The following is a 22,783-nucleotide window of genomic DNA, read 5'->3' on the forward strand; positions in this document are numbered from 1 at the left end:
AAGAAAAGCATACCAACACTCCTCACTATTAGAGCATTCCCCTCTTTCCTAACTCTTCCTGGTAAAGTTTTTCGTAAAGCAATTCATAATCCTGTGAACCCGGAATGATCTCACGCTCCATATTTTTGATTTTCTCATAAACAATATCATCTATCTCATCATACGCATCTGCAAAGGCCTTGAATGACCTGAAGATCACATTTTTTACCTGATTGTCACTGACACTGTACTCTGCAAGGTAGTTCTCATAAAGCTCATCCAGAATAAGGTGTGCCAGATCATTATAACGGTCATCATAGTTCATGATAACCCCATATTCGGAGGCCATCTTCTTTTTGATCATAAAGAAGAGCTGTCTCTCATCGGCGTGCTGAAATTCAATCTCATCATAGTTCTCATCAATGATCTTCTTGACTTTCTCATCAAGTGCATGTTCTTTGGCAAGATTCTCATCGATGATCTTTTTTGCGACCTCTACGACCACTTCCCTGCCTTTTGGCAGCGTGACAAAAGGAGCATTGGCTAAGTCAATCCCTATTTTGGTTGCTACATACCCTGTCTGTTGTGGTTTCAATCTCATTGCTTGATACTCCTTTTAGGTTAATTTTACATTTTACAACTGTGAAGACATCTGCCCCTGTATTTAACGAATGATCGTATCTTCTCTCTCAGGACTCGTTGAGATAATACCGATCTTTGTACCGATCATCTCTTCCAGTGCCAGGATGTATGATTTTGCCGCTTCGGGCAGCTCTTCAAAGGTTCTTGCACCTTCAGTCTTATTCCAGCCCGGAAATATTTTATACACTGCTTTTACATCTTCAAGATCATACGGCACATAGTCAATCTCTCTACCTTCAAATTCATATGCTACACAGACTTTGATCTCATCAAACCCGTCAAGGACATCAAGTTTCATCAGTGCGACCTGATCGACACCGTTCACACGTACCGCATGGCGCATTGCAACGGCATCAAACCATCCACAGCGTCTTGGACGACCAGTGGTTGTACCAAATTCATGACCATTCGCTCTGAGTTTGTCGCCTTCAGGTCCGAAATCCTCACTTGGGAAAGGACCGTTACCTACACGTGTACAGTAAGCTTTTGCGATCCCTGTGACTGTACCAAGGTCTTTGGGGTTTAGCCCCAGACCTGAACATGCTCCGGCACTGACAGTGGTTGAAGAGGTTACATACGGGTAAGTTCCATGATCGATATCCAACATCGTACCCTGTGCACCCTCAAGCAGTACTTTTTTGTCTGCATCAAGGATCTCCCACATCAATTGTGTTGTATCACAAATGTAAGGGGCAAGTACTTCTTTATAACTTTCAAGTTCCGCAAGAAGCTCCGCTTCCACAGGTGCGTCCACACCCATAGCATCAAAAACCGGTTTATTCGCAGTAAAGAACTCCATGATCTTGGCAGTGAGCTTTTCAGGGTGAAGCAATTCTCCCAGTCTATGCCCTACACGCGCAACCTTGTCTCCATACGCAGGTCCGATCCCTTTTCCGGTAGTGCCGATAGCCTTATCACCTTTAAGACGTTCACGTGCCTGATCTATCTCTGCATGGTAAGGTAACAGCACATGTGCTTTGTCCGAAAGGAAAAGTCTGCCTTCAAGATTCTCGAACTGCTCCATCTCTTTGATAAAGTCTTTTGGGGAGAGTACCACACCGTTACCGACAATATTCTTCGCCTTGGGGTTGAGTACCCCGGAAGGGATCAGGTGCAGCGCATACTTCTTCTTGCCAATAACAATGGTGTGCCCCGCATTGTGACCACCGGCAAAACGGCATACATAGTCATGCGTCTGTGCCATATGGTCAACAATCTTCCCTTTTCCTTCATCTCCCCACTGGAGTCCTACAATCAAATCTGCTTTACTCATAAATTACCCTATCCTCTTTTCATTTTACTCACAATACACTCATCAGTATAGAGTGCAAATCCCGCTGCTTCTACATCATCTATCATATAGATGCCTCCCATTGCCAGGAGACAATTGCCCTCGAACATCCGGAATGTCAAAGAGTCATAATAACGCATCTTTGCATAAAAGAGCGGGGAGATTACCATATTGGCAGACTCCACCTTTCCCGTTGCCTCTTTGATCTTCTCAAGTTCTGCCTGAATATCTTCCGGGAATGCACTTAGGTCATCCAGATCTTCAACACTGTTAAGTCTTACCAGCTGCTCTATCCATGGAAGGTCCGCTTCCAGTATCTGCTCTACATGCATCGCTTTGAGCACGTCAAGCGACACACCGTATTTCTCATTAAGCAGATGGGGAATACGGATATTGGCTACCTGCATCACCGGTTCAGCTCCGATCTCTTTTAAAAGCATACTACTCGTACGAACGATCTCTTCAAAGCTGCCGCCAAGTATTTCAGCACCGATCTGATACTGTTCTCTTGTCGGGAAAGAGACAGTCGGCTGAATATAGAACCACTTCTTGGACTCGGTAGAACGTCCCAGTCTTTTGGTCACGATACGCACCACATCGGCCGTAGAGTCCGCACGGAGTGTTACTTCATGATTTTCAGCATCGCCCAGTCTGACCAAAGGCTTCTTGTCGTCGAAATACTCATGCTGATGGTAAGAAAACAGTGGCGTAACGATCTCTTCAAAACCAAGATTTTCCAACATCTCGGCAGAAACAAACTCAATCTCCCTTTTAACCTTGGCAGACTCTGCAAAATAGAGTTTTGATCCACTCGGAATTTCATGTTCAAATATCATGTGTCTTCTTTTTTCAATATGCTTTTGAAATACTCTTTGTTAAAAACCCTGCTGGCTGTTCCGTCATACTCTCTGCGTCCCAGTTTTGCCAAGGCAAGCTCTATGGCATTGACCACCCATACCATTTCATACGGTTCAATAAGACCCATCTGGTTGATACGGAAAATCTTACCCTTAAGATGATCCTGTCCGCCTGCGACATTGACACCAAAGTCTGTCTTGAGCAGACTTCTTATCTCTGAAGCATTCTCATCATCGATCGTCGTCATAGAACGTGCCGGCATTTTCGGATAGGAATGCAGTCCCAACGCTTCAAGCGCAAAACGTGTTGCTTTGGCACGGCGGGCCGTATCACAATAGAGTTTACCGAACCCCTCACCCTCTTTGATCTGCCTTAGTACCGTACCAAGTCCGATAATGAGTGTCGTTGCTGCAGTATAGGCAGTAGTATTCTGACGCTGTTTTTTGATCTCGCTTGCAAGATTCAGATAATATCCCTTGCCTTCACCGATCTTCTCTATTGCTGCATTGCTCAACCCCAGTATCGCCAGTCCCGGAGGGAGCATCAGTGCTTTTTGGCTTCCTGCGATCAGACAGTCGATATGTGTCACATCAATACGCTCCACACCAACAGCCGTGATTCCGTCAGCGATGATCATCACCTCCGGTCTGACTTCCTTGACTGCCTTGGCAATCTCTTCGACCGGATGCCTGAGTCCGCCTGCCGATTCGCTGATCTGAATGGCAATGGCATCAACAGCCGGGTTGGCTTTGAGTACTTCAAGTACCTCTTCAACCGTTGCAGGCATATCCCACTCATGCTTGATCTCAACATTATTCAACCCATGAGCCTTGGCGATCTTCCCAAAACGTTCGCCGAACTTTCCGGCATTCACATTGAGCAGCGTATCATGACAGAGGTTGATCACTGCTGCTTCCATCGCACCCGTTCCGGTACTTGCCAGCATCACCACTTCATCGGTAGCCAACAGTTCAAACAAAAGTTCACGGGTATCCTTGAAGATCGCTTCAAACTCTGGTGTTCTGTGATGCAGTGTCGGTTCAGCCATTGCCAAACGTACGGATTCCGGTACTGGTGTAGGTCCTGGGGTAAAAAGTAGCATACATAATCCTCACAAAAACCGTTTTTATGACGGCATAGTTGTGAGGATTATAGCTAAAAACAGGTTATATGTTGGTGAAAGTCAAAGAATGCCCTTCACAGCTTTACTTCTTCTCCTTGTTACTTGCATCGAAAACACTCTTTAGATTCAAAAGTCCGCAGGAAAATATATCCTCTTTCAATCCAGGAAAGACTGACTTTTCATAAAAAAACTGCCTGTTTTACCTTGTAATACTACGGATTTTTTCTATCGTTGTCATGCCACCGTCTGCTGACCGATCTCTTTATAACGTGCGTAGTAGTGCTCAACAAAGGCTCTGACCTCTGATTGAAGTGGAAGGAAAAAACCATCTTCTTTTTGTGCATAGCGACTTAGGTACTCATTGGCATCGGCTTTATTGAGGTAATGTTGGGCCAGCATTTCATAAGCTTCAATATAGGCAGACTTCATTGCTTCATATCTGTCATAATCGATCCTGATCTGTCCATTATATGCAATCACCCCGGAACCAAAAAGGATATCAAGATGGATCAGGCCCTCACAGTAGTAAGGTAGTACTTCCCCCACCTCCCTCCATGCCATCAGACCCACTGCACGTGAAACAAGATCATCAATAATATGCTTTTTTAAAGCCTCTTCTTCATGATTGAAAAATGCCATCAATCCTCCTGTCGTTGCCTTAAACTCTTCAATATTCTTGAACTGCCCTGTAGCATTCATTTTGGTTTCGGTATCAGAATCAATCCATAATATATGCCCATACTCATGTCCTATCGTCGAGATATCATAAATCTTGTGCCAGAGTTCCGGTTCATTCTCTGCCAATGCTCTCTGCTTTTTGACAAACTCCTCTCCCATTATTTCTACAGAAAGTTTCATGACCGGTTTGCTTTTTTTGCTCTCGAGGACAAAATCTGCATAAGCGAAGATCTTTTTGCCCAGTTCAGTTGAGACCTGTTCATCATTTGGTACCACCTGTGCAGAAAAAAGTCCGTTGAACTCTGCCGCATAGTAAAGCATCGGTTGGCCGATGTAGAGCTGGGTCTGGTCAACCTGCAACAGGTTCTTGCTCATTGTCTGCAGCGCATCTTCACCAAATTTCTGTGCCATCTCATAGGCAAAAAGCTTAATGTTGTTGCGGGTATGGGAACCTTCCTGAAGTCTGGGGTTCACAATACGCAGATCCCACTCAAGCGCCACTGCCTTACGGTAATGGTCTTCATAGTACTCCAAAGGATGTCCTACCTGAAGTGGTGTGGTGATCGCCATCCAGCGTCTGTCAACTTCCGCCCACATCTTGATCAACTCATCAGTTTTGGTATGTGCAAATGCCTCTTTGAGTGCAGTAAAATAGGCAATCCACTCCTGTTTCTGTCCATAAACTTCATCTTCGTGCTGATTCAAAAGTGCAATAAGCTGTTCAAGGGCTACAACGACTGCATTCACTTCATTTTTAAATGCCTCCGCATACGAAACGCTCTTATATCCTTCTCCTTCTTTGACAAGTACAGAATAGCAACGGTCCCCGATACACCCCTCTTCTGTTCTGTCCAACAGTGACTCAGCCTGCAACACTTCAAAAACTTTGGCATCATCACCGTTGAACATCTCACTAAGCTGTGGATTGACCGTATGAAGAATGTGGTGTGTCCAGTGACTCTGCCACTCCGAAAGGCGCAGACCGACAAAGTGTACACCAAAGATCAACGCACGGTAAAAAGGGGAAAGAAGTTTTTGCTGTTCAATCCACCCTATCAGACTTTCATGACGGGTAATATGCAGCATACTGACAAAACCGTATGCCAACTCTTTTTTGACTCGCACCTCCTCTTCACTGAGTTCCAGCCTGCCAAGTACCTGTTCAAGTGCATCTTCACGCAAATTAACAATGCGTGTCAGTGCTGCCATTTCACTCTCTCTGTCCCTGGGAAGATCCAACAGTTTCAAAAAGGCATTAACTACCTCATCCGCTTTACTGTGCTCTTTGTTCTTATCCAGAAGATCATAATAGCCGTTAAGTTCCGCCTGTCTATCCTGTAACTCCAGATAAACTGCCTGAAGATCATTCATAAATTGTTGCTTTGTCAATGTATATCCTTCCTACGTAACATCTGTATAATCGGTTTAGCCAAAGCCAATGCTTTCCCACGGTGCGAGATCTTCGACTTTACTTCATCATCGAGTTCTCCAAGCGTTTTCTCAAACCCGGAGGGTATAAACATCGGATCATAGCCAAACCCTTTATCACCTCTGACCTTATCGATCACTTTGCCGTGCATCCATCCATGCACCACATATTCACCATATTGGGAGACAATGGCGATCGCAGCTGTATAATAGGCAGGAGTCTCTTTCAATCCTTTGGCTTTGACCGCATTTATCAGCTTATAGAGATTGTCTTTATCATTTGCACCCTCACCGGCATAACGTGCGGAGTAGATACCCGGTGCACCATCCAGTACCGGCAGAGAGATACCGCTGTCATCTGAAATCACAAAGTAGTTGCCGGACGGATACGTTTCTTTAAGCTTCTTATAAATCGTACGTGCCTTTATGAGTGCGTTTTCAGCAAAGGTTGCCCCATCCTCAACGATATCAAATGCTCCCAGAAGATCTGAGAAAGCTACCACCTCATCCTGGCACATCTGCCTGAACTCACGCAATTTACCTTTATTTCCCGTTGCTAAGACCAATTTCATGGCTAATTAACCTTTACGTATTATAATTAAGACAAATTTTACCCTATTGGAGATATTAAGATGATTAAACAGATCATGCCATTGAGCCTCATTGTAGCACTGCGTTTTTTCGGACTCTTTATTGTCCTTCCAGTTCTCTCCATCTACGCGCTTGAAATGGAGGGGGCCACTCCGTTTCTGGCCGGGCTGGTCGTAGGGGGATATGCTTTGACACAAGCGGGCTTCCAAGTGCCTTTCGGGCTGATGAGTGATAAAATAGGACGAAAAAAAACGCTGCTTTTTGGTCTTCTTATCTTCATTGCAGGTTCTGTCACTGCCGCAATGAGCGATAATATCTATATGCTTCTCGCTGGACGTTTCCTGCAGGGAGCAGGTGCTATTGGTTCTGTTGTTTCAGCCATGATCTCCGATCTGGTCAAAGAAGAAGAAAGAGCTCACGCCATGGCGATCATGGGAGGAACCATTGCGCTAAGTTTTGCCGCAGCAATGATAGTCGCACCTGTTGTAGGAGGCCACTGGGGTATCGATAAGCTGTTCTGGCTGACTGCCATTCTCTCAGTCATGGCGATCGGCATTTTGTTTACTGCCGTACCTCAGCCTCCAAAGATCGTCCACTCCTATGCGGAAGAGGAGTCCAAGATGCTCGACGTATTCAAGGATAAGTCGCTGACTCGAATGTACATCACTTTCCTCTTCCACTCCTCCATTATGACAATGGCATTCTTCATCATCCCCCTCGTCATGACCCAGTCACTTAGTGAAGGCGGTTTTGGATGGGAAAAAGCCGAACTTTGGAAAGTCTATCTGCCAGCTATGGTTTTCGGACTGATCGCCATGGGACCAGCTGCAGTCTTTGGAGAGAAGTACGGCAAAGGCCGTGAAGTATTCATGATCTCTGTTACTGTCATCCTCTTTGGCTTCCTCGCTATGGGCTTTGCCACTTCTCCCTGGCTCTTCATTATTGGTGTCATACTTTTTTTCATCGGGTTTAACATGTTCGAACCGCTGCTTCAGAGTTTCGTAAGCAAATTTGCCAAAGTACACCAAAAAGGTGCGGCACTGGGTGTTGCAAATACCTTTGCCTATATAGGAATCTTTATAGGTGGTCTGCTTGCAGGATATCTGATGCAGCACTTTGGAAGGGAGACTCTGGCAATCTTTGTTGCCCTGCTCTCAGCTGTGTGGTTCATCTGGGTAGCGACCATGCCAAATCCCAATAACAGAGGCAATATTTATCTGCCGCTTGACATCTTTGACAGAGATAAGATTGCAGCATTGACAGAGCACCCTGCCATTGTTGAAAGCTATGTGAATGAAACTGAAAACATTGCTGTAGTCAAATATGAAAAAGAGATGATCGACGAAGATGAAGTAAGAGGGATGTTATTAGATTAAATGGTCGGAGCGACAGGACTTGAACCTGCGACCTCTACCACCCCAAGGTAGCACGCTAGCCAGACTGCGCCACGCCCCGATAGTTGAAGAGCAGCATTATAAAGCAGTTGCTCTTAAAGAAGGTTGAGACTTACCGGAAGATCCTTCTGCCGGCAAGACTGGAATTAACATTTTCCAAGATCCACCACTCGATACTCAGCACCCATCAGATCACATGCTCTTTTGGTGATGTTCTGAACGGTAAAGCCGAACTTCTCGAAAAGCTGGTTTGCCGGAGCGGATGCACCGAAGCTCTCCATGCCGAGTACCTCATCCGCATAGCGGTAATACTCTGATGCTGTCGCTGCTTCTATGGCAAGGACTTTGGTGTTCGGATCGATGACGGCTGCTTTGTATTCGGTATCTTGTTCATTGAAGAGGTCAAGACACGGTACAGAAACCACATTGGCTTTGACACCAAGTACTTCCAGATGGCATGCTGCCTGAAGAGACGGCATTAGCTCAGAACCGCTTGCCATCAGTGTCAGAGTAGCTCCTTCACGTTTTTTGACAATGTAGGCACCTTTGCTTACATCACCAAAGTCTCTTTTGGGTTTGAGTGTTTTAAGCTTTTGGCGGCTCAATACAAAAGCCTGCGGTGCTTTAATAGTAAGCGCTGTCTTCCACGCTTCGACATTTTCTGTTGCATCCGCCGGTCTCCATACATAGAAATTCGGCAAAGCTCTAAACTGGCTTAAGTGTTCGATCGGCTCATGCGTAGGCCCATCTTCTCCTACACCGATACTGTCATGTGTCCAGACAAAAAAGTTCTGAATACCTGTCAGTGCCGCAATACGAGCTGCTGGCTTAAGGTAGTCAGAGAAGACAAAGAATGTTGCATTGAACGGGATCGTCGTACCGTAGAGTGCAATAGCATTGGTGACCGCTGCCATTGCATGTTCACGGATACCAAAATGTATATTTTTACCTTTAGGGAACTCTCCCATATCTTTAAGCTCCGTCTTGTTACTCGGAGCAAGATCGGCAGAACCTCCGATAAATGATGGTACCGCTTTTGCAATCGCATTAAGGATCTTTCCGTTGGAATCTCTGGTTGCGACTTCTGCATCATTGCTGAAGTCAGGGTAGTCAATAGCAGAGAAGTCAGGGTTCAGCAGTTTTTCAAGAGCAATATTCTGCTCTACAAGCGGTGCCTCTTTTTGTCTGTGTATCCACTCTTTTTCTGCCAGCTCTCCCTTTTCAACAGCACATCTGAACCTGATAAGTACATCTTCAGGAATCTGAAAAGTTTTATCCGGATCAAACCCTTCTTTGGCTTTGGATTCACGGATAATCTCCTCACCAAGCGGTGCACCATGTGTATGGTGGCTTCCTTCAAGCTCACACGCACCTTTGCCGATGATCGTATTGGCGATGATAATGGTCGGTTTGCTTGCCGACTTTGCTTCATTCAACGCTTTGTCTATATCATCATAGCAATGGCCGTTGATCTTCAGTACATTCCAGTTCTGTGCCTCGAAACGCTTGGCAACATCCTCACTCCATGCAATACTTGTATCTCCCTCGATAGTAATCTCGTTGGAGTCATAGATAAGAATAAGATCCTTTAGCCCAAGGTGACCTGCCAATGCACACGCTTCGTAGCTAATACCCTCTTGAAGGTCACCATCACCACACAGACAGTAGACTTTATGGTCAATAAGCTCACATGTTTCGGAGTTAACCTGCTTTTTGGTGAAAGCTTCTGCCATAGCAAATCCTACTGCATTGGCAATCCCCTGTCCTAGCGGACCTGTAGTCATTTCAACACCGGCAGTATGCCCATATTCAGGATGTCCCGGTGTTCTGGAGTCAAGCTGACGAAAACTCTTAAGATCATCAAGGCTTACATCGTATCCCCAAAGATGGAGCAGTGAGTAGATAAGCCCTGTTCCATGTCCTCCGGAAAAGACAAGACGGTCACGGTTAAGCCATTTTGGGTTCTTTGGATTATGGTTAAGGTGTTCACCAAGAACCACAGCGATATCTGCAAGCCCCATAGGAGCACCCGGGTGTCCAGAGTTCGCTTTTTGCACCATATCCGCTGCCAAAAAACGTATCGTATTCGCCATCTTTTTACGCATTTGATTCTGCTCTGTCATTGCCATTGTTTATCCTTAAAATTATATGCAAGTACGTCATTTTGAACTTGATTCAGGGCCCTGTTCGGTTTCATCCCCTGAGATCCTGAATCAAGTTCAGGATGACACTGTATCATTGATGTCTATATAGATATTTCTCCATCAAAGGACGGAGTGCCTCTTGCAGCTTTGGATCAAACGCTGCAAATCGTTTTTGCAGATCTTCTGCCAGATCATTTGCTTCTGTAACACTCTGCTCAAGTCCCAAAAGCGTCACAAAACTGTTTTTATCAGTATCATTCCCTGTCGTTTTTCCTGCTTCTTCTTCACTCTGTGTCTCATCTATAATATCATCTTGTATCTGAAAGAGCAGACCAAGATCGATCCCGAAATCATAGAGTGCCTTTTGTACCTCAGCTTCAAGTCTGACGATCACTGCACCCATTTGCAGACTTGCAGCGATCAGTTTTGCTGTTTTATTCGTATGCAGTACCTTTACCTGATCAAGTGTGAGCGGCTGATTTTCAAAATAACAATCGATCGCCTGCCCCAGTACCATTCCCCGACTCCCGCCATCACGTGAAAGCAGCTCAACCAGTTTGATTTTCACATCCTCACGCAGCGGTGCTTTGGCTATCAGGTAAAAAGCATCAGAATTAAGTGCATCACCTGCCAGTATCGCAGTTACTTCATCAAAACGTTTATGCAGTGTCTGATGTCCACGGCGCAGATCGGCATTGTCCATTGCGGGAAGGTCATCATGTATGAGTGAATAAGTATGAAACATCTCCAGAGCCAAAGCAACGGGAAGTGCAGAATCATACAGCATCGGTTCATAGGCATCAACAATGCTTAAGAGCAGCATCGGACGGAAACGCTTTCCGCCAGCAGTCAGCATCGTTCCCAGTGCCTCTTCATAGACAGGGTGGAAACTGGTTACTTTAGGTAGGTTTTGGGCCAGATAGGTTTCAAATCTCTGCATATATGCTCACTCTATAATATTCTTGGAATTATATCTAATTTCGATAAAATAAGCATATGAGAGATAAACAGTTGCAAAATATCATAAAATGGTTAAAGCGCTTATTGGCTGCAGCAGCAGTTGGTGTATGGGTCTATGTCATGAGTATATTTCTTATAGAACCAGCACCTTTTTCCGAACTTGCACCCTACTGTATGGGCAGCACAATGCTGATCTTTGGTGTACTTACAGGGATATTCAAGGGACTGGAGTATTGGGAACAGCACGCAGGTAGCAGATAGCAGGTATATATTTTTATAACCTCTTTGTGCTCCCTATTTCTTACTTCTGTTCCTCATATCTTGCACTTTTTAGCAATCTCTTTTAAGATCTCTTCCATCTCTTTGCCTTCAACATTGACAACTACATCAGCTACTTTTTTGTATGCCTTTTCCCGCTCTCCGTAGAGCTTCTTTGCTTTTTTCTGGTCCTGAAAAAGCGGTCGTTTGGCAAGCTTCTGTTTACTGTTTTTGGCTGTTTTAAGGCGGTTATGTATCCACTCGAACGAAGCATCAAGCAGTACGACCGTTCCCAGTTTTTTAAGGTTTTTCACCTTGTAAAATCCACCGCCGCAGGAGATCAGTGTACCGGTCACACACTTTTCTATCCAGTCTGCTGTCTGCTGTTCACATTCACGGAAATAGGCTTCACCTTTCTTTTCAAAGATCTTTTTGATCTCTTTGTTCTCTTTGGACTCAATAAGGTCATCCGTGTCAATGTTGTAGACACCATACTCTTTGGCAAACGCCCGTGCAGTCGTCCCCTTGCCAACCCCCATGAAACCGATCAAAATAATATTTTTTTTCACACTCTACCACCTGACAAAAGCATTGCAGAGCAATGCATACATTCACTCTTCACTTCTCACTCCTCACTCGATGAAGCAATGCTTCATCACTACACCATATTGTAACGATCGATAATCTTTTTCAGACGTTTACGCAAATTTTTCAATGCGGCTTCCGCACTTTCACCCTCTGCAACAAGAGATTCAAATTCATCAAACTGGATCTTCGCTACCCATCCGATTTTAGTGTGTTTTTTAATTCCTACAAAACGCACCTCTCCAAAGTGCTCTTTTGCCATTCTATAGATACGTTCGATTCTTTCATCCAGTGTTTTAACGTCTTTGCTCATCTTCACTCTTCCTTTTTAGCTATAATTATAACATAGTAATGAACACAAAAGTATTACAGGAAGGAGAGTAGGATGAAGAGAGTCCTGATCACAGGCATTGGTTCAGGTTTGGGAGAGGCATTGGCACATACCTATTTGGAAAAAGGAGATCTGGTCTATGCTATAGGAAGGACGTTTCCAAAAATTTTTGAAAGCTATGCAAACTTTCACTTCTTCCCCTTCGACCTCAGTCAAGTCCGTCTGCTCAGATACAAAGTAGGGCCTTTTGTCGAAAACAACACTTTCGATCTTGTTATTCTAAATGCCGGCATACTCGGAGAGATCAAAGTGCTTTCTCAAACCGATATCATGGAAATCCAAAAGGTGATGGATATCAATGTATGGGCAAACAAAGAGCTGCTCGACCTACTCTCGGAAAAAGCAGAGGTTAAACAAGTAGTAGGTATCAGCTCCGGAGCTGCGGTGAATGGTTCAAAAGGATGGGGTGCCTACTCTCTTTCCAAATCGGCACTCAATATGCTGCTGAAGGTCTATGCCAAAGAGACACCGCATATCCACTTTACTGCACTGGCACCGGGTGTCATTGCAACACCAATGGTAGCCTATATCATTAACAATGTGGATACAAAGACATATCCCTCTGTCCGGCGTCTTAAAGAAGGGGTTATCCAAACTCCCAAAGAGGCTGCGGATAATCTGATATCTCTCTTTCCAAAACTTTTAGAGTATGAGAACGGCGCCTTTCTGGATATACGAACAATGACCTAACCGAATAGTTTTTTCATCTTATTGAAAAGAACAGCCATAATTCTGATCTGCTCCCACAAACGGTTCAACTTTATTCGTAAAGTAGTGTAATCATAATCAGATTAGACAATTATCGTAGAAATATTTGAAAACTCAAAAACTCATATAGTGATCTTCTGCCACTTCCCTTTACTGAAAGTACGCCAAAGCCACACTGCTTTTACAAAAGTATCAGAGATCATGGCAAGATAGACCAGTAGAATAGTGTGAAAATACCATGAGAGTAAAAAGGCAGGTACAATTCGCACAAACCACAATGAAACAAGATTTATCTTCAGTGTCCGCTTTGTATCACCTGCTCCTCTAAGTGCTCCGGAAAGCACAAAATTAAATGCCAAAGGTATTTGCGAAACTCCTACAATACGAAGATAGAGACTTGCCTCCTCTATGGTCCGGACATCATCAGTAAAGAACCATACGATCTTTTCGGGTATGAAGATCATAAAAAAGGAGAGGAAGAACATGAAGCCGGTAGTGTACTTCAATACCAAAAGCACATCCTCTCTGGCGCGTTCAGGGTCTTTTGCGCCTAACCCCTGTCCCATCAGTGCCATCGCTGCAATGGTAAACCCGATACCGGGCATAAAAGCAAGTCCTTCCACCCTCAACCCTATCTGATAGCCTGCAAGTTCTGCCGTTCCGTACTGCGCGATAATTGCCGTAAAGAGCATGAAGCTTCCAAAGGTCAAAGCACGTTCAACTGATGCAGGAATTCCCACTTTCAATGCCCGTCCCAACAGCCTTTTGGAGTAGTACCAAACAGGGAGATAGGGGGTATGTCTGCGCAAATAAAGCACCAGATAGACCACAAACTCCACCATATTGACGATTACCGTACCTACAGCCGCCCCCAGAACACCCAGCTGAGGGAAACCAAACGAACCAAAGATAAGGAGGTAGTTTAAGGTGACATTGAGAGCAATAGAGACAATTTTCACCTTCATCGGTGTCTTTGTATCTCCTGCAGCATTGAGTGCCGAAACAAAAACCAGCTTCATAAAAACAAACGGCATCATCCATGTAAGCATCCGGACATAATGCTCTCCGAGAACCACTACTTCAGAGACTGTACCAAACCAGACATAGATCGACGAAGCCAGAAAATACCAGGCTGCCATCGCGGGAATACTCAGAAAAAAGGCAAAACGAAGCAGTGTTGAGAGCCCTATGGAAGCACGCTTGAAACGCTGTGCTCCTACAAAACGTGAAAGCAGCGCCGAGGTTCCTACATGCAAGACGGTCAACACAGCAAAGACGAACATCAAAGACTGTAAGCCGAGGCCCACTGCTGCCACTGCAAAAGCAGAAAGCCGTCCGACCATGATCAGGTCAGTGATCACCTGCAGCATATCAAGCAGTGAATTGACAGCAGCGGGAATGGAAAGCTTAAGAATTTTTTGGTGTTTGGAAGGAAAGTATCTTAACAAAGCGACTCTTTTTGGGTTGATAATATGGGATTCTTCAAAATTATACTCCGACTAACTGAGAAAGAAAGGCATAGAGCAGAACAATAAACAGAGACGCCCATCCAAGCATCCAGCCTATAGCTCGAAGATACTTCTGCTTTCGGAACATTCTGCGTGTTTTATAAAGTACAACCGGATAGGCAAACATTACAAAAAGTACAGGTATATATACCATAAAAGTCAAATGGTACCTGGCAATCGCCAGTTTTAATGCTGATAAAGAAGTATAGACGAAACTATACACGATCAAAAGCATTAAAATCTGCAGGGCTGTAAAAACAAAATAGGCACCTCTGGCGTTCTCCTCATCACTGTAGTACTGCATACCATTTTTCCCTTTCTCATTTTCCGGAATCATACTATATCTCTCTTACGGTTTTGTAAAGTTGCAGCACAATACCTCCTTGAGAATCTTTACTGCATCATCTGTTAGGGAGGGGGAAGAAGCAGACAACCGTAACTCTATAGCATATCAAGAAGGTGATCTCAGACAAAGGTCCTGCCGATATGTATCCTATGACGATCCGAGAACTTTCATGATCGCTTCAGCCAATGCTTCTTTTTCAATAGTACGTATCTTTTTTTCATAACTTTCCAGATCCAAACCCGTTTTACAGATCTCTTTTTGCAAAACAATCTCTCCCCCGTCAAGCTCTGATGTAACAAAATGTACACTTACCCCTCCAGTCGCATATGCATCATGATAACTCTTCTGAATGGCATGAAGTCCTTTGTGCCTTGGGAGCAGTGACGGATGCAGATTGATCGCTTTAAGCTGTTCTGTAAAGAGAGGTGTCAAAATACGCATAAATCCTGCTAAAACTGTCAAGTCAGGTTGATAGTGCTGTAAACGCTTAACCACTTCAGCATCAAATGCCTCTCTACTGTCATACCCTTTGGAATCGATGGTCTCCAGAGGTATCCCGGCTTCTACTGCGATTTTTCTTCCTTCGGCATTGGGGTTGTTTGTCAAGGCAACAACCACCTCCAGTTCTTTTTGATGTAATGTGTTGACAATATAGGCAAAGTTTGTGCCTTTACCACTGAAAAGTACGGCTATTTTCTTCATGGCGGTATTGTAGCAAAATATTCTACGTTTCCCGCAGATACGATCACCTCAGAAGTTAAATCTTCATGAAAATATAGTTGTTTTTGTCCTGCGACACGATTATTTCTGTGACATTTCAAGATACTGTATCGCATCGATCAGGTCTGTCGGGAGTATTGCATAAGAAGCACCTTTATAGTTCTGTGCTGCCAGAGTAAGTGTGAGTGAACCTTGTATAGCTGCTTCCAGTCCGGTATATCCCTGTGCAAGCAGTGCGGCAATCAGCCCCGAGAGTACATCACCGCTGCCTCCTTTGCTTAGTACCGATGTCCCAAGCGGATTGATATAGAGCCGTTCTTCCTGCATAATGAGCATATTGGCCCCCTTAAGCAGCAGTGTTACATGCGGATACCTTGCATTGAACTTTCTTACCATTTCAAAACGGTTGCACTGTATCTCGTCTACACTGATCTCCTCACCGTTTATTTGACTCCAAAGTACAGAAAACTCTTTAGGATGCGGTGTAATAACCACTTCACGTTCGTTCTGTTCCAGAATACCAAGCAGCTCTTTTGAGTAGAAGGCATCTGCATCAAGCACGATCGGCAAATGGCTCTTAATGACATACTTGTCCAGGAACTCCTGGTCAAAGTGTGCACCAAGGCCCATACCTATGGCCAGTGCCGTTGCCGATGAAGGCACAACCGTTGTATGCATTAAAAATGGCGGTTGAGAGACCTTTTCATGTACGATCAGTGTTGTCAGACCCGCACCAAAACGACTGGCAGCCATCCCGGCTATAATGCCTGCCCCCTCTTTCTCCCCACAGAAGACAGCAGCATGTCCAAATGTTCCTTTATGAGTTGATGCTGCAGTCCGGATCGGCAGCTGAAGATCTGAGGCATCCAGTACAAATGTATCACTTTGGTCTTCATACCTCTCTCTACTGACCCCCAGATCGGTACACACGATCTCTCCGACCATATCTTTACTCTCATCAAGATAAAGGCTCTCTTTAAGCGCTCCCATCGTTATGGTCACATCCGCGTCAAAAGCAAACGGCATCAATCTACCGTCACTTCCCACACCTGTAGGCACATCACATGCAAGCTTGAAGCCGTTGAGGGCATTAAGTCTGTGAAGAAGCTGCTGCGTTGCCTCATCAAGCCGGCGATTCAAACCGGCACCAAAAAGCGCATCGACGATCACATCAGCCTCTTTTGGCTCATCACAAAGTGATATGCCAAGCTTTTGTACGCGCTCAAGCTGTAATCTTGCCATAGGCGATTTCACACCAAACGGCATATAAAGATGGACCTCATAAGCACCAAAAAGCTGACGTGCTAGGACAATACCGTCTGCACCGTTATTCCCGGGACCGGAAACAATCAGTACGGACGCACCTTCCTCAAAGCGGCCTTTGATATACTCTGCCATTCCTCTTGCAGCATGCTCCATAAGAATATCTTCATTTAACCCGTATTGTTCATAGCATTTTTGATCCAGTGCATAACAGGACTTGAATAGTTTCCGCATCTGTATATCTCCTTTGTTTCTTACATATTTTAGCACAAATTAAAATTGTTTGGGTATAATCCATTTCTATTTTATCGCTTTTGCCAAAATAGGAAATCAGGAACTTGGATAACCAGTCACTCTGTGACATCTTATCTGAGGTCAGACCCATGGCAAAAAATTTTGATAAGGAAGGGGGTGCTTTGATATGCCAGGAATTAAACTTACTCCACGTGACTCTTTTGATGATGCGTACAGAAAATTCAAAAGACAGTGTGACAGAAACCTTATCGTGACTGAAGCAAGAGCTAGACAGCACTACGAGACAAAGACTGAAAAGAGAAAGAAAGAGAAGATCGCTACCCGCAAGAAGATCCTCAAGAAACTTTTCATGCTCAGAAGATACGAGTCAAGACTGTAATAACAGTTCTTTGGCAGAGCGTCAGCTCTGTCACTCGATACCACTTTTTTACTACAAACCCTGTAAAACATTTCCAAACTCATTACAACTTAGACAACTTTTTGATAGAATATCCCATCAGTATATTAACGACTCTTGTTAATTATAAATTCAAAACCGAAGGTTTCCCTATGACATTTACTGCCCCCTTACAAAAAGATGCTATCAAGATCATGCTGCTTGGTTCGGGAGAACTGGGTAAAGAGGTTGCCATCGAAGCCCAAAGGCTCGGCATCGAAGTGATCGCCGTGGACAAATATGAGAATGCCCCTGCCCATCTTGTCTCAAACAGAAGCTATACGATCAATATGCAGGATGAAGCTGCCGTTCTTGAAGTGATCAAAAAGGAGCATCCGACTTACATCCTGCCCGAAGTAGAAGCCATCTCGATCTCCGCACTCTTTGAAGCAGAAAAACGCGGTTTTCATGTCATTCCAAATGCCGAAGCAGTCAACAAGACGATGAACCGAAAGAATATCCGTGTCTTTGCTGCAGAAACACTTGGGCTTAAAACCTCAAAGTATGAATTTGTCACAACCCTTGAAGGACTCAAAGCTGCCGCAGAGCGTATGGGCTTTCCTTGTGTCATCAAGCCTGTAATGAGCTCTTCGGGACACGGGCAGAGCATTGCAAAAACACCCGATGATATTGAAAAATCATGGGAGATCGCAAAAGAGGCCCGCGGAGATGCATCTGAACTCATTGTCGAAGAGTTCGTTCCTTTTGATTACGAGATCACACTCCTGACTGTGCGCAACGAAACAGGTACTGTCTTTTGTAAGCCCATTGGTCACATACAAAAAGACGGGGACTTCATCCTCTCCTGGCAGCCAATGCCTATGAGTAATGCTGCCCTTGAGAAAGCGCAGGATATCGCCAAAGCAGTTACAGACGGACTTGGCGGCCGCGGGATCTTCGGTGTCGAATTTTTTGTCAAAGGAGAAGAAGTCTATTTCTCAGAGCTGAGCCCGCGCCCGCATGATACAGGGATGGTTACGCTCATAACCCAAAGCCAGAGCGAATTTGCCCTGCATGTACGCGCTGTCCTGGGACTGCCGCTTGACTTTACCTTCTACGGTGCTGGTGCCTGTGGAGCTTACAAAGCAAAGAATGAAAGCTGCACACCGGTACTTGATATCCCCGATGATGCCTTTACGGCAAACAGTTTCGTGCGTGTCTTTGGAAAACCTGAATCACACATCGGCCGTCGTATGGCTGTCAGTCTTGTACTTGACAACGATGTCGAAGCAGCTAAAACACGTGCTACACAGATCATTTCACAGATCGATGACCACTAAGCAGTTCACACTGACTCTCCCTCCCCTTTCCCGGGGTATGCACCTGATCACAGAACAGATCGAAGCGAAGATCAAAGGCGGTATCTCCATCGGTTTGGCACATCTTTTTCTCCAGCACACCAGTGCCTCACTCTGTATCAACGAGAATATCGACCCGACCGTACGCAGCGATGCGGAAACCTTTTTAAATGACCTTGTGCCTGAAGATTATCCGAAGTTCCGCCATACTTACGAAGGAAGTGACGATATGCCTGCTCATTTGAAGAATATGTTTCTGGGCACTTCATTGACAATTCCCATAACTCATGGTAAGCTTGCTTTAGGTACATGGCAGGGGATATACCTTTTCGAACACAGGGATCATGCCGGAAGCAGAGCCATTATCATAACACTGCAAGGAGATTAGAGATGCGAAAACAGATCGTCATACTCGATATGCTAACACTCGGAGAAGACCTTGATCTTACAGTACTTGAAAAGTTCGGTGACGTAAGAGCCTATAAGAACAGTACGGTTGACGCAACTCTTGAGCGTATACAAAACGCGGATATCGTAATCAGCAACAAAGCCGTACTTACTGAGGAGATGATGCAAAAGTCACCAAAACTTGCATTGATCTGTATCGCTGCAACAGGGATGAACAATGTCGATCTCAATGCTGCCCAAAAACTTGGGATCGCCGTTAAAAATGTTGCCGGCTACTCTACCCAGTCTGTCGTACAACATACCTTCGGCATGCTCTTCTATCTTCTAGAACATCTCAATTACTATAATGATGCTGTACAGACAGGTCTTTGGAGTATGTCGGGTCTCTTTACAGATCTCAGCCATCCTTTTCATGAGATTTCCGGGAAAAAATGGGGAATTATCGGTATGGGGACCATCGGCAAGGAGGTCGCTAAAGTAGCTACAGCCTTTGGCGCAAAGATCAGTTACTACTCTACCAGCGGAGACAATCTCGACCAACCATATATCAACCAGCCTCTTGATGTACTTTTAAGTACCAGTGATATCATATCCATACATGCGCCGCTCAATGAGAAAACCTATGCCCTGATAAATGAGACCAATCTACCTCTTCTCAAAAAGAAAGCTGTCCTGCTCAACCTTGGCCGAGGAGGGATCATTAATGAAACTGACCTTGCATATGAGCTTGACAGACGGGAGATCTATGCAGGACTGGATGTACTGGAAAAAGAGCCTCTTGATCCACACAACCGACTCAATCAGATAGAGCATAAAGAGAGACTGCTTATAACCCCTCATATCGCATGGACAAGCATTGAAGCGAGAAAAAGACTGCTTGAGGGTATTGTTGCAAACATCAAATCATTTTTGGAGAATAAACGATGAAACTGCTTCTGTCATCAACTATAGTGAAGAGTAACAGTAATAAAAATACATTGGTTTTCCTCTATAACTATCCACTATCACAATACACTTTGTTTCAAAAGGAAACTCTATGATAGACGTACTCATTATCGGGTCCGGCGGTGCCGGACTCTCTGCTGCACTTGCCGCCAAAGAAGCCGGAGCATCAGTACTTGTCGTCGGGAAAATGTACCCGACCAACTCCCAGACTTCTATGGCACAGGGAGGGATGAATGCCTCACTTGGCAATATGGGTGAAGATCATATCTCTCTGCACGTTCAGGATACTGTGAAATCCGCCAAAGGTCTTTGCGATGAAGATATGGTACGCCATATGTGCGCAGATGCTCCCAAAACCATTGCGTGGCTTGAAAAACTGGGCGTTCCGTTTAGTCGTATCAATAAAGAAGCTCTGCAAAATGATAGAGACCCTAACGCTTCACTAAAAACAATTGCCCAGCGGCAACTCGGTGGTGCTTCGGCAAAACGTGCCTGTTATGCACAGGACTATACCGGACTGAAGATCCTGCATACACTGTATGATACCTGTCTTAAAGAGGGAATCAACTTCCTGGATGAACACTTTCTTCTTAATCTCATCGTACCTGAAGATACAGTAAAAGGCGCTACTTTTCTTGATATCCGTACAGGAGAGGTCAAACAGATCGATGCCAAGTCCGTGATACTTGCTACAGGCGGATACGCAGGCATCTATCACGGTTTTACGACCAATATGTACGGAGCCAGCGGCGATGGTGCTGCTGCGGTACTTCGTGCAGGCGGTGCCGTAAGCGATATGGAGTTCATACAGTTCCATCCTACTGCACTCAAACATTCCTGCATTCTTGTCAGCGAGAGTGCCCGGGGAGAGGGCGGATACCTGCTCAATGAAGCAGGGGATCGGTTCATCGATGAACTCAAGCCGCGTGATGAAGTGGCACGCGCCATCTTTTCACAGATCCAGGCAGGGCAACATGTCTATTTGGATGTACGCCATTTGGGAGAAGAAAAACTGACCGAGCTGCTTCCCCAGGAGGTGGAACTATGTAAACTGCATGAACATGTAGACCCTGCGCATGAGCTTATCCCCATCAAACCAGTAGCCCACTACTCCATGGGCGGAATTGATGTTGACTATGCTCTTGAGGTAAATGGTATCAAAGGATGTTTTGCCGCAGGAGAGTGCTCCAATGCCAAAGTGCATGGAGCCAACCGTCTTGGTGGAAATTCTCTGCTTGAGATCACTGCATTTGGGCGCTTTGCAGGGGAAAATGCCTATAAACACAGTATCTATGCCAGTTCAAAACCTGCAGATGAAACACAACTTCAAAAAGACCGCAGAGAGATAGCTTCTATTTTCTCCAAAAAAAGCAGTATCAGCTTCTACAGTTACAGAGAAAAGCTGGGGAGCCTCTTCTATAAAAAAGTAGGGATCATCCGTGAGAACTCCCGACTCCAGGAAGCACTTGAAGAGGTAATTTCAATGCAGATAGCACAAAAAGAGATGGGGATCACAGACAAAAACAAAACCAATAACCAAAACCTCATAGAGTTTCTGGAGTTCCAAAACACTCTGCTTCTGGCACCTGCCATCATCTCTGCCGCTATTGCCAGAGACGAAAGCCGCGGGGCACACTACAAAGTCGGATTTGAAGAAGAAGACGAAGACTTTAAAAAACATATTGTTTTACAGTGGAAGAGAGATAATCAAGAAGGGGAGAGTACTCTATGAACATAAAGATCCTGAGAAGCGAAACAAACACCCACCAAAGCTACACACTTCCTGCCGGAGAGATCCCTCTTCTAAGTGCTCTTGTATACATCAAGGAGACACAGGATGCAACACTCACTTTCTCAGCTGGATGCCGTGCTTCGGTATGTGGTACCTGTGCAGTAAGAGTCAATGGCAGAGAAGAGCTTGCCTGTAGCTACAAGGTTAAACCTGGAGATATCATAGAGCCGTTGCAGTATCACCCGGTACTGCGTGACCTCAAAGTAGACAAAAGCAAGGCACAAGAGACACTCAGAAGAGGTACGACCTGGTTACAGCAGTTCCAGGAAAGCCCACTGTCACATGAAGATGAAAAGCGCACAGAGAAACAGACCGACTGTATCTTGTGCGACTCCTGCTATTCAGCCTGCCCTGTCTTTGCTGTCAACCCTGATTTTTTAGGACCTTTCGCCCTGACACGTGCCTATCGATACACGGAAGACAAACGTGAGGGCAATGCCAAAACAATCATTGACAATATTCAGAATAATGGTGTATGGGACTGTACCCTGTGCGGAGAGTGTACAGCGGTCTGCCCCAAAAATATCGACCCAAAAATGGATATCACAATGCTTAGAAGTACCTCACTGCAGTATGGTCATTCTGACCCCTCATTTGCTGCACAAAGTTTTGGAACACCTGATTTTGGCGGTGGATTCGGCTTCGATCCCAATGCAGGATTCTAGAGGGAAAGAGCTTACTATTCAGAAAGTATTAAGCTGATGACACCTTTCATTACGTCTCTTTGGGACGTAACGCATACTTCAACTTGATATAAGTACAATGTATGCATTCACCACTTG

The 22,783-nt window shown here is 45.0% G+C and carries 23 protein-coding genes and 1 tRNA gene; 9 read left to right on the forward strand and 15 right to left on the reverse strand.

Annotation, left to right across the window (positions count from 1 at the left end; genetic code table 11):
- Positions 1 to 28 precede the first annotated feature (28 nt).
- The 6 genes from IMZ28_RS09955 to rdgB all read right to left on the reverse strand — a co-directional run bounded on the left by IMZ28_RS09955 (position 29) and on the right by rdgB (position 6,571).
- The gene (locus tag IMZ28_RS09955; RefSeq protein ID WP_197548450.1) at positions 29 to 580 is read right to left on the reverse strand and encodes a DUF507 family protein; all 552 of its coding nucleotides are present in this window, start codon (positions 578 to 580) and stop codon (positions 29 to 31) included.
- 63 nt (positions 581 to 643) lie between these two features.
- Positions 644 to 1,894: an adenylosuccinate synthase gene (locus IMZ28_RS09960; protein ID WP_197548451.1), complete on the reverse strand. Its 1,251-nt coding sequence runs from the start codon at positions 1,892 to 1,894 to the stop codon at positions 644 to 646.
- A gap of 8 nt (positions 1,895 to 1,902) precedes the next feature.
- Positions 1,903 to 2,748: an ATP phosphoribosyltransferase regulatory subunit gene (locus IMZ28_RS09965; protein WP_197548452.1), complete on the reverse strand. Its 846-nt coding sequence runs from the start codon at positions 2,746 to 2,748 to the stop codon at positions 1,903 to 1,905.
- Positions 2,745 to 3,872 carry a pyridoxal-phosphate-dependent aminotransferase family protein gene (locus IMZ28_RS09970; protein ID WP_197548453.1) on the reverse strand — a complete coding sequence of 376 codons (1,128 nt, stop codon included), beginning with the start codon at positions 3,870 to 3,872 and terminating at the stop codon, positions 2,745 to 2,747. Before IMZ28_RS09970 ends, IMZ28_RS09965 begins: the two co-directional genes overlap by 4 nt.
- Before the next feature lie 255 nt (positions 3,873 to 4,127).
- Positions 4,128 to 5,960 carry an invasion protein CiaB gene (gene ciaB / locus IMZ28_RS09975; RefSeq protein WP_232087473.1) on the reverse strand — a complete coding sequence of 611 codons (1,833 nt, stop codon included), beginning with the start codon at positions 5,958 to 5,960 and terminating at the stop codon, positions 4,128 to 4,130.
- Positions 5,957 to 6,571 carry an RdgB/HAM1 family non-canonical purine NTP pyrophosphatase gene (gene rdgB, locus IMZ28_RS09980; protein ID WP_197548454.1) on the reverse strand — a complete coding sequence of 205 codons (615 nt, stop codon included), beginning with the start codon at positions 6,569 to 6,571 and terminating at the stop codon, positions 5,957 to 5,959. The genes ciaB and rdgB overlap by 4 nt, the downstream gene beginning before the upstream one ends.
- Before the next feature lie 60 nt (positions 6,572 to 6,631).
- On the opposite strand from rdgB, the gene IMZ28_RS09985 reads away from it, so the two are divergent.
- A complete protein-coding gene (locus tag IMZ28_RS09985) occupies positions 6,632 to 7,966 on the forward strand; it encodes an MFS transporter (protein WP_197548455.1) in 1,335 nt (444 codons plus the stop codon).
- A 1-nt stretch (position 7,967) separates the two neighbouring features.
- On the opposite strand, the gene IMZ28_RS09990 is transcribed toward IMZ28_RS09985, so the two are convergent.
- The 3 genes from IMZ28_RS09990 to IMZ28_RS10000 all read right to left on the reverse strand — a co-directional run bounded on the left by IMZ28_RS09990 (position 7,968) and on the right by IMZ28_RS10000 (position 11,068).
- Positions 7,968 to 8,045, reverse strand: a tRNA-Pro gene (locus IMZ28_RS09990).
- Positions 8,046 to 8,130: 85 nt separating this feature from the next.
- On the reverse strand, positions 8,131 to 10,113 hold the full coding sequence (gene tkt / locus IMZ28_RS09995) for a transketolase (protein ID WP_197548456.1): 1,983 nt from the start codon (positions 10,111 to 10,113) through the stop codon (positions 8,131 to 8,133).
- Between the two features lie 106 nt (positions 10,114 to 10,219).
- The gene (locus tag IMZ28_RS10000; RefSeq protein WP_197548457.1) at positions 10,220 to 11,068 is read right to left on the reverse strand and encodes a polyprenyl synthetase family protein; all 849 of its coding nucleotides are present in this window, start codon (positions 11,066 to 11,068) and stop codon (positions 10,220 to 10,222) included.
- Positions 11,069 to 11,124: 56 nt separating this feature from the next.
- On the opposite strand from IMZ28_RS10000, the gene IMZ28_RS10005 reads away from it, so the two are divergent.
- Positions 11,125 to 11,349, forward strand: a complete 225-nt coding sequence (locus IMZ28_RS10005; RefSeq protein WP_197548458.1) for a hypothetical protein — start codon at positions 11,125 to 11,127, stop codon at positions 11,347 to 11,349.
- 53 nt (positions 11,350 to 11,402) lie between these two features.
- Here the strand turns inward: IMZ28_RS10005 and IMZ28_RS10010 are convergent, their stop codons facing one another.
- Together IMZ28_RS10010 and IMZ28_RS10015 are read right to left on the reverse strand one after the other, a co-directional pair.
- Positions 11,403 to 11,915 carry a shikimate kinase gene (locus IMZ28_RS10010; protein ID WP_232087474.1) on the reverse strand — a complete coding sequence of 171 codons (513 nt, stop codon included), beginning with the start codon at positions 11,913 to 11,915 and terminating at the stop codon, positions 11,403 to 11,405.
- A gap of 89 nt (positions 11,916 to 12,004) precedes the next feature.
- Positions 12,005 to 12,244 (reverse strand): hypothetical protein, encoded by a 240-nt coding sequence (locus IMZ28_RS10015; protein ID WP_197548459.1) that lies wholly within the window; start codon positions 12,242 to 12,244, stop codon positions 12,005 to 12,007.
- Between the two features lie 72 nt (positions 12,245 to 12,316).
- On the opposite strand from IMZ28_RS10015, the gene IMZ28_RS10020 reads away from it, so the two are divergent.
- Positions 12,317 to 13,012, forward strand: coding sequence for an SDR family NAD(P)-dependent oxidoreductase (locus IMZ28_RS10020; RefSeq protein ID WP_197548460.1), 696 nt, complete (start codon positions 12,317 to 12,319; stop codon positions 13,010 to 13,012).
- A gap of 140 nt (positions 13,013 to 13,152) precedes the next feature.
- On the opposite strand, the gene IMZ28_RS10025 is transcribed toward IMZ28_RS10020, so the two are convergent.
- The 4 genes from IMZ28_RS10025 to IMZ28_RS10040 all read right to left on the reverse strand — a co-directional run bounded on the left by IMZ28_RS10025 (position 13,153) and on the right by IMZ28_RS10040 (position 17,101).
- On the reverse strand, positions 13,153 to 14,478 hold the full coding sequence (locus IMZ28_RS10025) for an MATE family efflux transporter (protein ID WP_197548461.1): 1,326 nt from the start codon (positions 14,476 to 14,478) through the stop codon (positions 13,153 to 13,155).
- Between the two features lie 40 nt (positions 14,479 to 14,518).
- Complete coding sequence (locus IMZ28_RS10030; RefSeq protein WP_197548462.1) at positions 14,519 to 14,875, reverse strand: hypothetical protein; 357 nt, start codon at positions 14,873 to 14,875, stop codon at positions 14,519 to 14,521.
- Between the two features lie 156 nt (positions 14,876 to 15,031).
- Positions 15,032 to 15,586 (reverse strand): phosphoribosylglycinamide formyltransferase, encoded by a 555-nt coding sequence (purN, locus tag IMZ28_RS10035; protein WP_197548463.1) that lies wholly within the window; start codon positions 15,584 to 15,586, stop codon positions 15,032 to 15,034.
- Positions 15,587 to 15,685: 99 nt separating this feature from the next.
- On the reverse strand, positions 15,686 to 17,101 hold the full coding sequence (locus IMZ28_RS10040; RefSeq protein ID WP_197548464.1) for an NAD(P)H-hydrate dehydratase: 1,416 nt from the start codon (positions 17,099 to 17,101) through the stop codon (positions 15,686 to 15,688).
- A 187-nt stretch (positions 17,102 to 17,288) separates the two neighbouring features.
- Here IMZ28_RS10040 and rpsU point away from each other — a divergent pair, with 187 nt between their 5' ends.
- The 6 genes from rpsU (at position 17,289) to IMZ28_RS10070 (ending at position 22,666) form a co-directional block, all read left to right on the forward strand.
- Positions 17,289 to 17,501, forward strand: a complete 213-nt coding sequence (rpsU, locus tag IMZ28_RS10045) for a 30S ribosomal protein S21 (protein ID WP_197548465.1) — start codon at positions 17,289 to 17,291, stop codon at positions 17,499 to 17,501.
- A 170-nt stretch (positions 17,502 to 17,671) separates the two neighbouring features.
- Positions 17,672 to 18,838 (forward strand): formate-dependent phosphoribosylglycinamide formyltransferase, encoded by a 1,167-nt coding sequence (purT, locus tag IMZ28_RS10050; protein WP_197548466.1) that lies wholly within the window; start codon positions 17,672 to 17,674, stop codon positions 18,836 to 18,838.
- A gap of 37 nt (positions 18,839 to 18,875) precedes the next feature.
- Positions 18,876 to 19,244 carry a secondary thiamine-phosphate synthase enzyme YjbQ gene (locus IMZ28_RS10055; protein WP_197548467.1) on the forward strand — a complete coding sequence of 123 codons (369 nt, stop codon included), beginning with the start codon at positions 18,876 to 18,878 and terminating at the stop codon, positions 19,242 to 19,244.
- Between the two features lie 2 nt (positions 19,245 to 19,246).
- The gene (locus IMZ28_RS10060; RefSeq protein ID WP_197548468.1) at positions 19,247 to 20,191 is read left to right on the forward strand and encodes a D-2-hydroxyacid dehydrogenase; all 945 of its coding nucleotides are present in this window, start codon (positions 19,247 to 19,249) and stop codon (positions 20,189 to 20,191) included.
- A 109-nt stretch (positions 20,192 to 20,300) separates the two neighbouring features.
- Entirely contained in the window at positions 20,301 to 21,941 is a 1,641-nt protein-coding gene (locus tag IMZ28_RS10065) for an FAD-dependent oxidoreductase (RefSeq protein ID WP_197548469.1), read from the forward strand.
- Entirely contained in the window at positions 21,938 to 22,666 is a 729-nt protein-coding gene (locus IMZ28_RS10070; RefSeq protein ID WP_197548470.1) for a succinate dehydrogenase/fumarate reductase iron-sulfur subunit, read from the forward strand. Before IMZ28_RS10065 ends, IMZ28_RS10070 begins: the two co-directional genes overlap by 4 nt.
- The last annotated feature ends 117 nt before the right edge of the window (positions 22,667 to 22,783 follow it).

The sequence above is a fragment of the Sulfurovum indicum genome (genome assembly GCF_014931715.1).
In the GTDB taxonomy this organism is placed as follows: domain Bacteria; phylum Campylobacterota; class Campylobacteria; order Campylobacterales; family Sulfurovaceae; genus Sulfurovum; species Sulfurovum indicum.

Excerpts from the sequence above, each read along its gene's own strand:
- IMZ28_RS09955 (WP_197548450.1), bottom strand. The coding sequence starts at position 580 with ATGAGATTGAAACCACAACAGACAGGGTATGTAGCAACCAAAATAGGG.
- IMZ28_RS09960 (WP_197548451.1), bottom strand. The coding sequence starts at position 1,894 with ATGAGTAAAGCAGATTTGATTGTAGGACTCCAGTGGGGAGATGAAGGA.
- IMZ28_RS09965 (WP_197548452.1), bottom strand. The coding sequence starts at position 2,748 with ATGATATTTGAACATGAAATTCCGAGTGGATCAAAACTCTATTTTGCA.
- IMZ28_RS09970 (WP_197548453.1), bottom strand. The coding sequence starts at position 3,872 with ATGCTACTTTTTACCCCAGGACCTACACCAGTACCGGAATCCGTACGT.
- rdgB (WP_197548454.1), bottom strand. The coding sequence starts at position 6,571 with ATGAAATTGGTCTTAGCAACGGGAAATAAAGGTAAATTGCGTGAGTTC.
- IMZ28_RS09985 (WP_197548455.1), top strand. The coding sequence starts at position 6,632 with ATGATTAAACAGATCATGCCATTGAGCCTCATTGTAGCACTGCGTTTT.
- tkt (WP_197548456.1), bottom strand. The coding sequence starts at position 10,113 with ATGGCAATGACAGAGCAGAATCAAATGCGTAAAAAGATGGCGAATACG.
- IMZ28_RS10000 (WP_197548457.1), bottom strand. The coding sequence starts at position 11,068 with ATGCAGAGATTTGAAACCTATCTGGCCCAAAACCTACCTAAAGTAACC.
- IMZ28_RS10005 (WP_197548458.1), top strand. The coding sequence starts at position 11,125 with ATGAGAGATAAACAGTTGCAAAATATCATAAAATGGTTAAAGCGCTTA.
- IMZ28_RS10015 (WP_197548459.1), bottom strand. The coding sequence starts at position 12,244 with ATGAGCAAAGACGTTAAAACACTGGATGAAAGAATCGAACGTATCTAT.
- IMZ28_RS10020 (WP_197548460.1), top strand. The coding sequence starts at position 12,317 with ATGAAGAGAGTCCTGATCACAGGCATTGGTTCAGGTTTGGGAGAGGCA.
- IMZ28_RS10030 (WP_197548462.1), bottom strand. The coding sequence starts at position 14,875 with ATGATTCCGGAAAATGAGAAAGGGAAAAATGGTATGCAGTACTACAGT.
- purN (WP_197548463.1), bottom strand. The coding sequence starts at position 15,586 with ATGAAGAAAATAGCCGTACTTTTCAGTGGTAAAGGCACAAACTTTGCC.
- IMZ28_RS10040 (WP_197548464.1), bottom strand. The coding sequence starts at position 17,101 with ATGCGGAAACTATTCAAGTCCTGTTATGCACTGGATCAAAAATGCTAT.
- rpsU (WP_197548465.1), top strand. The coding sequence starts at position 17,289 with ATGCCAGGAATTAAACTTACTCCACGTGACTCTTTTGATGATGCGTAC.
- purT (WP_197548466.1), top strand. The coding sequence starts at position 17,672 with ATGACATTTACTGCCCCCTTACAAAAAGATGCTATCAAGATCATGCTG.
- IMZ28_RS10055 (WP_197548467.1), top strand. The coding sequence starts at position 18,876 with ATGCACCTGATCACAGAACAGATCGAAGCGAAGATCAAAGGCGGTATC.
- IMZ28_RS10060 (WP_197548468.1), top strand. The coding sequence starts at position 19,247 with ATGCGAAAACAGATCGTCATACTCGATATGCTAACACTCGGAGAAGAC.
- IMZ28_RS10065 (WP_197548469.1), top strand. The coding sequence starts at position 20,301 with ATGATAGACGTACTCATTATCGGGTCCGGCGGTGCCGGACTCTCTGCT.
- IMZ28_RS10070 (WP_197548470.1), top strand. The coding sequence starts at position 21,938 with ATGAACATAAAGATCCTGAGAAGCGAAACAAACACCCACCAAAGCTAC.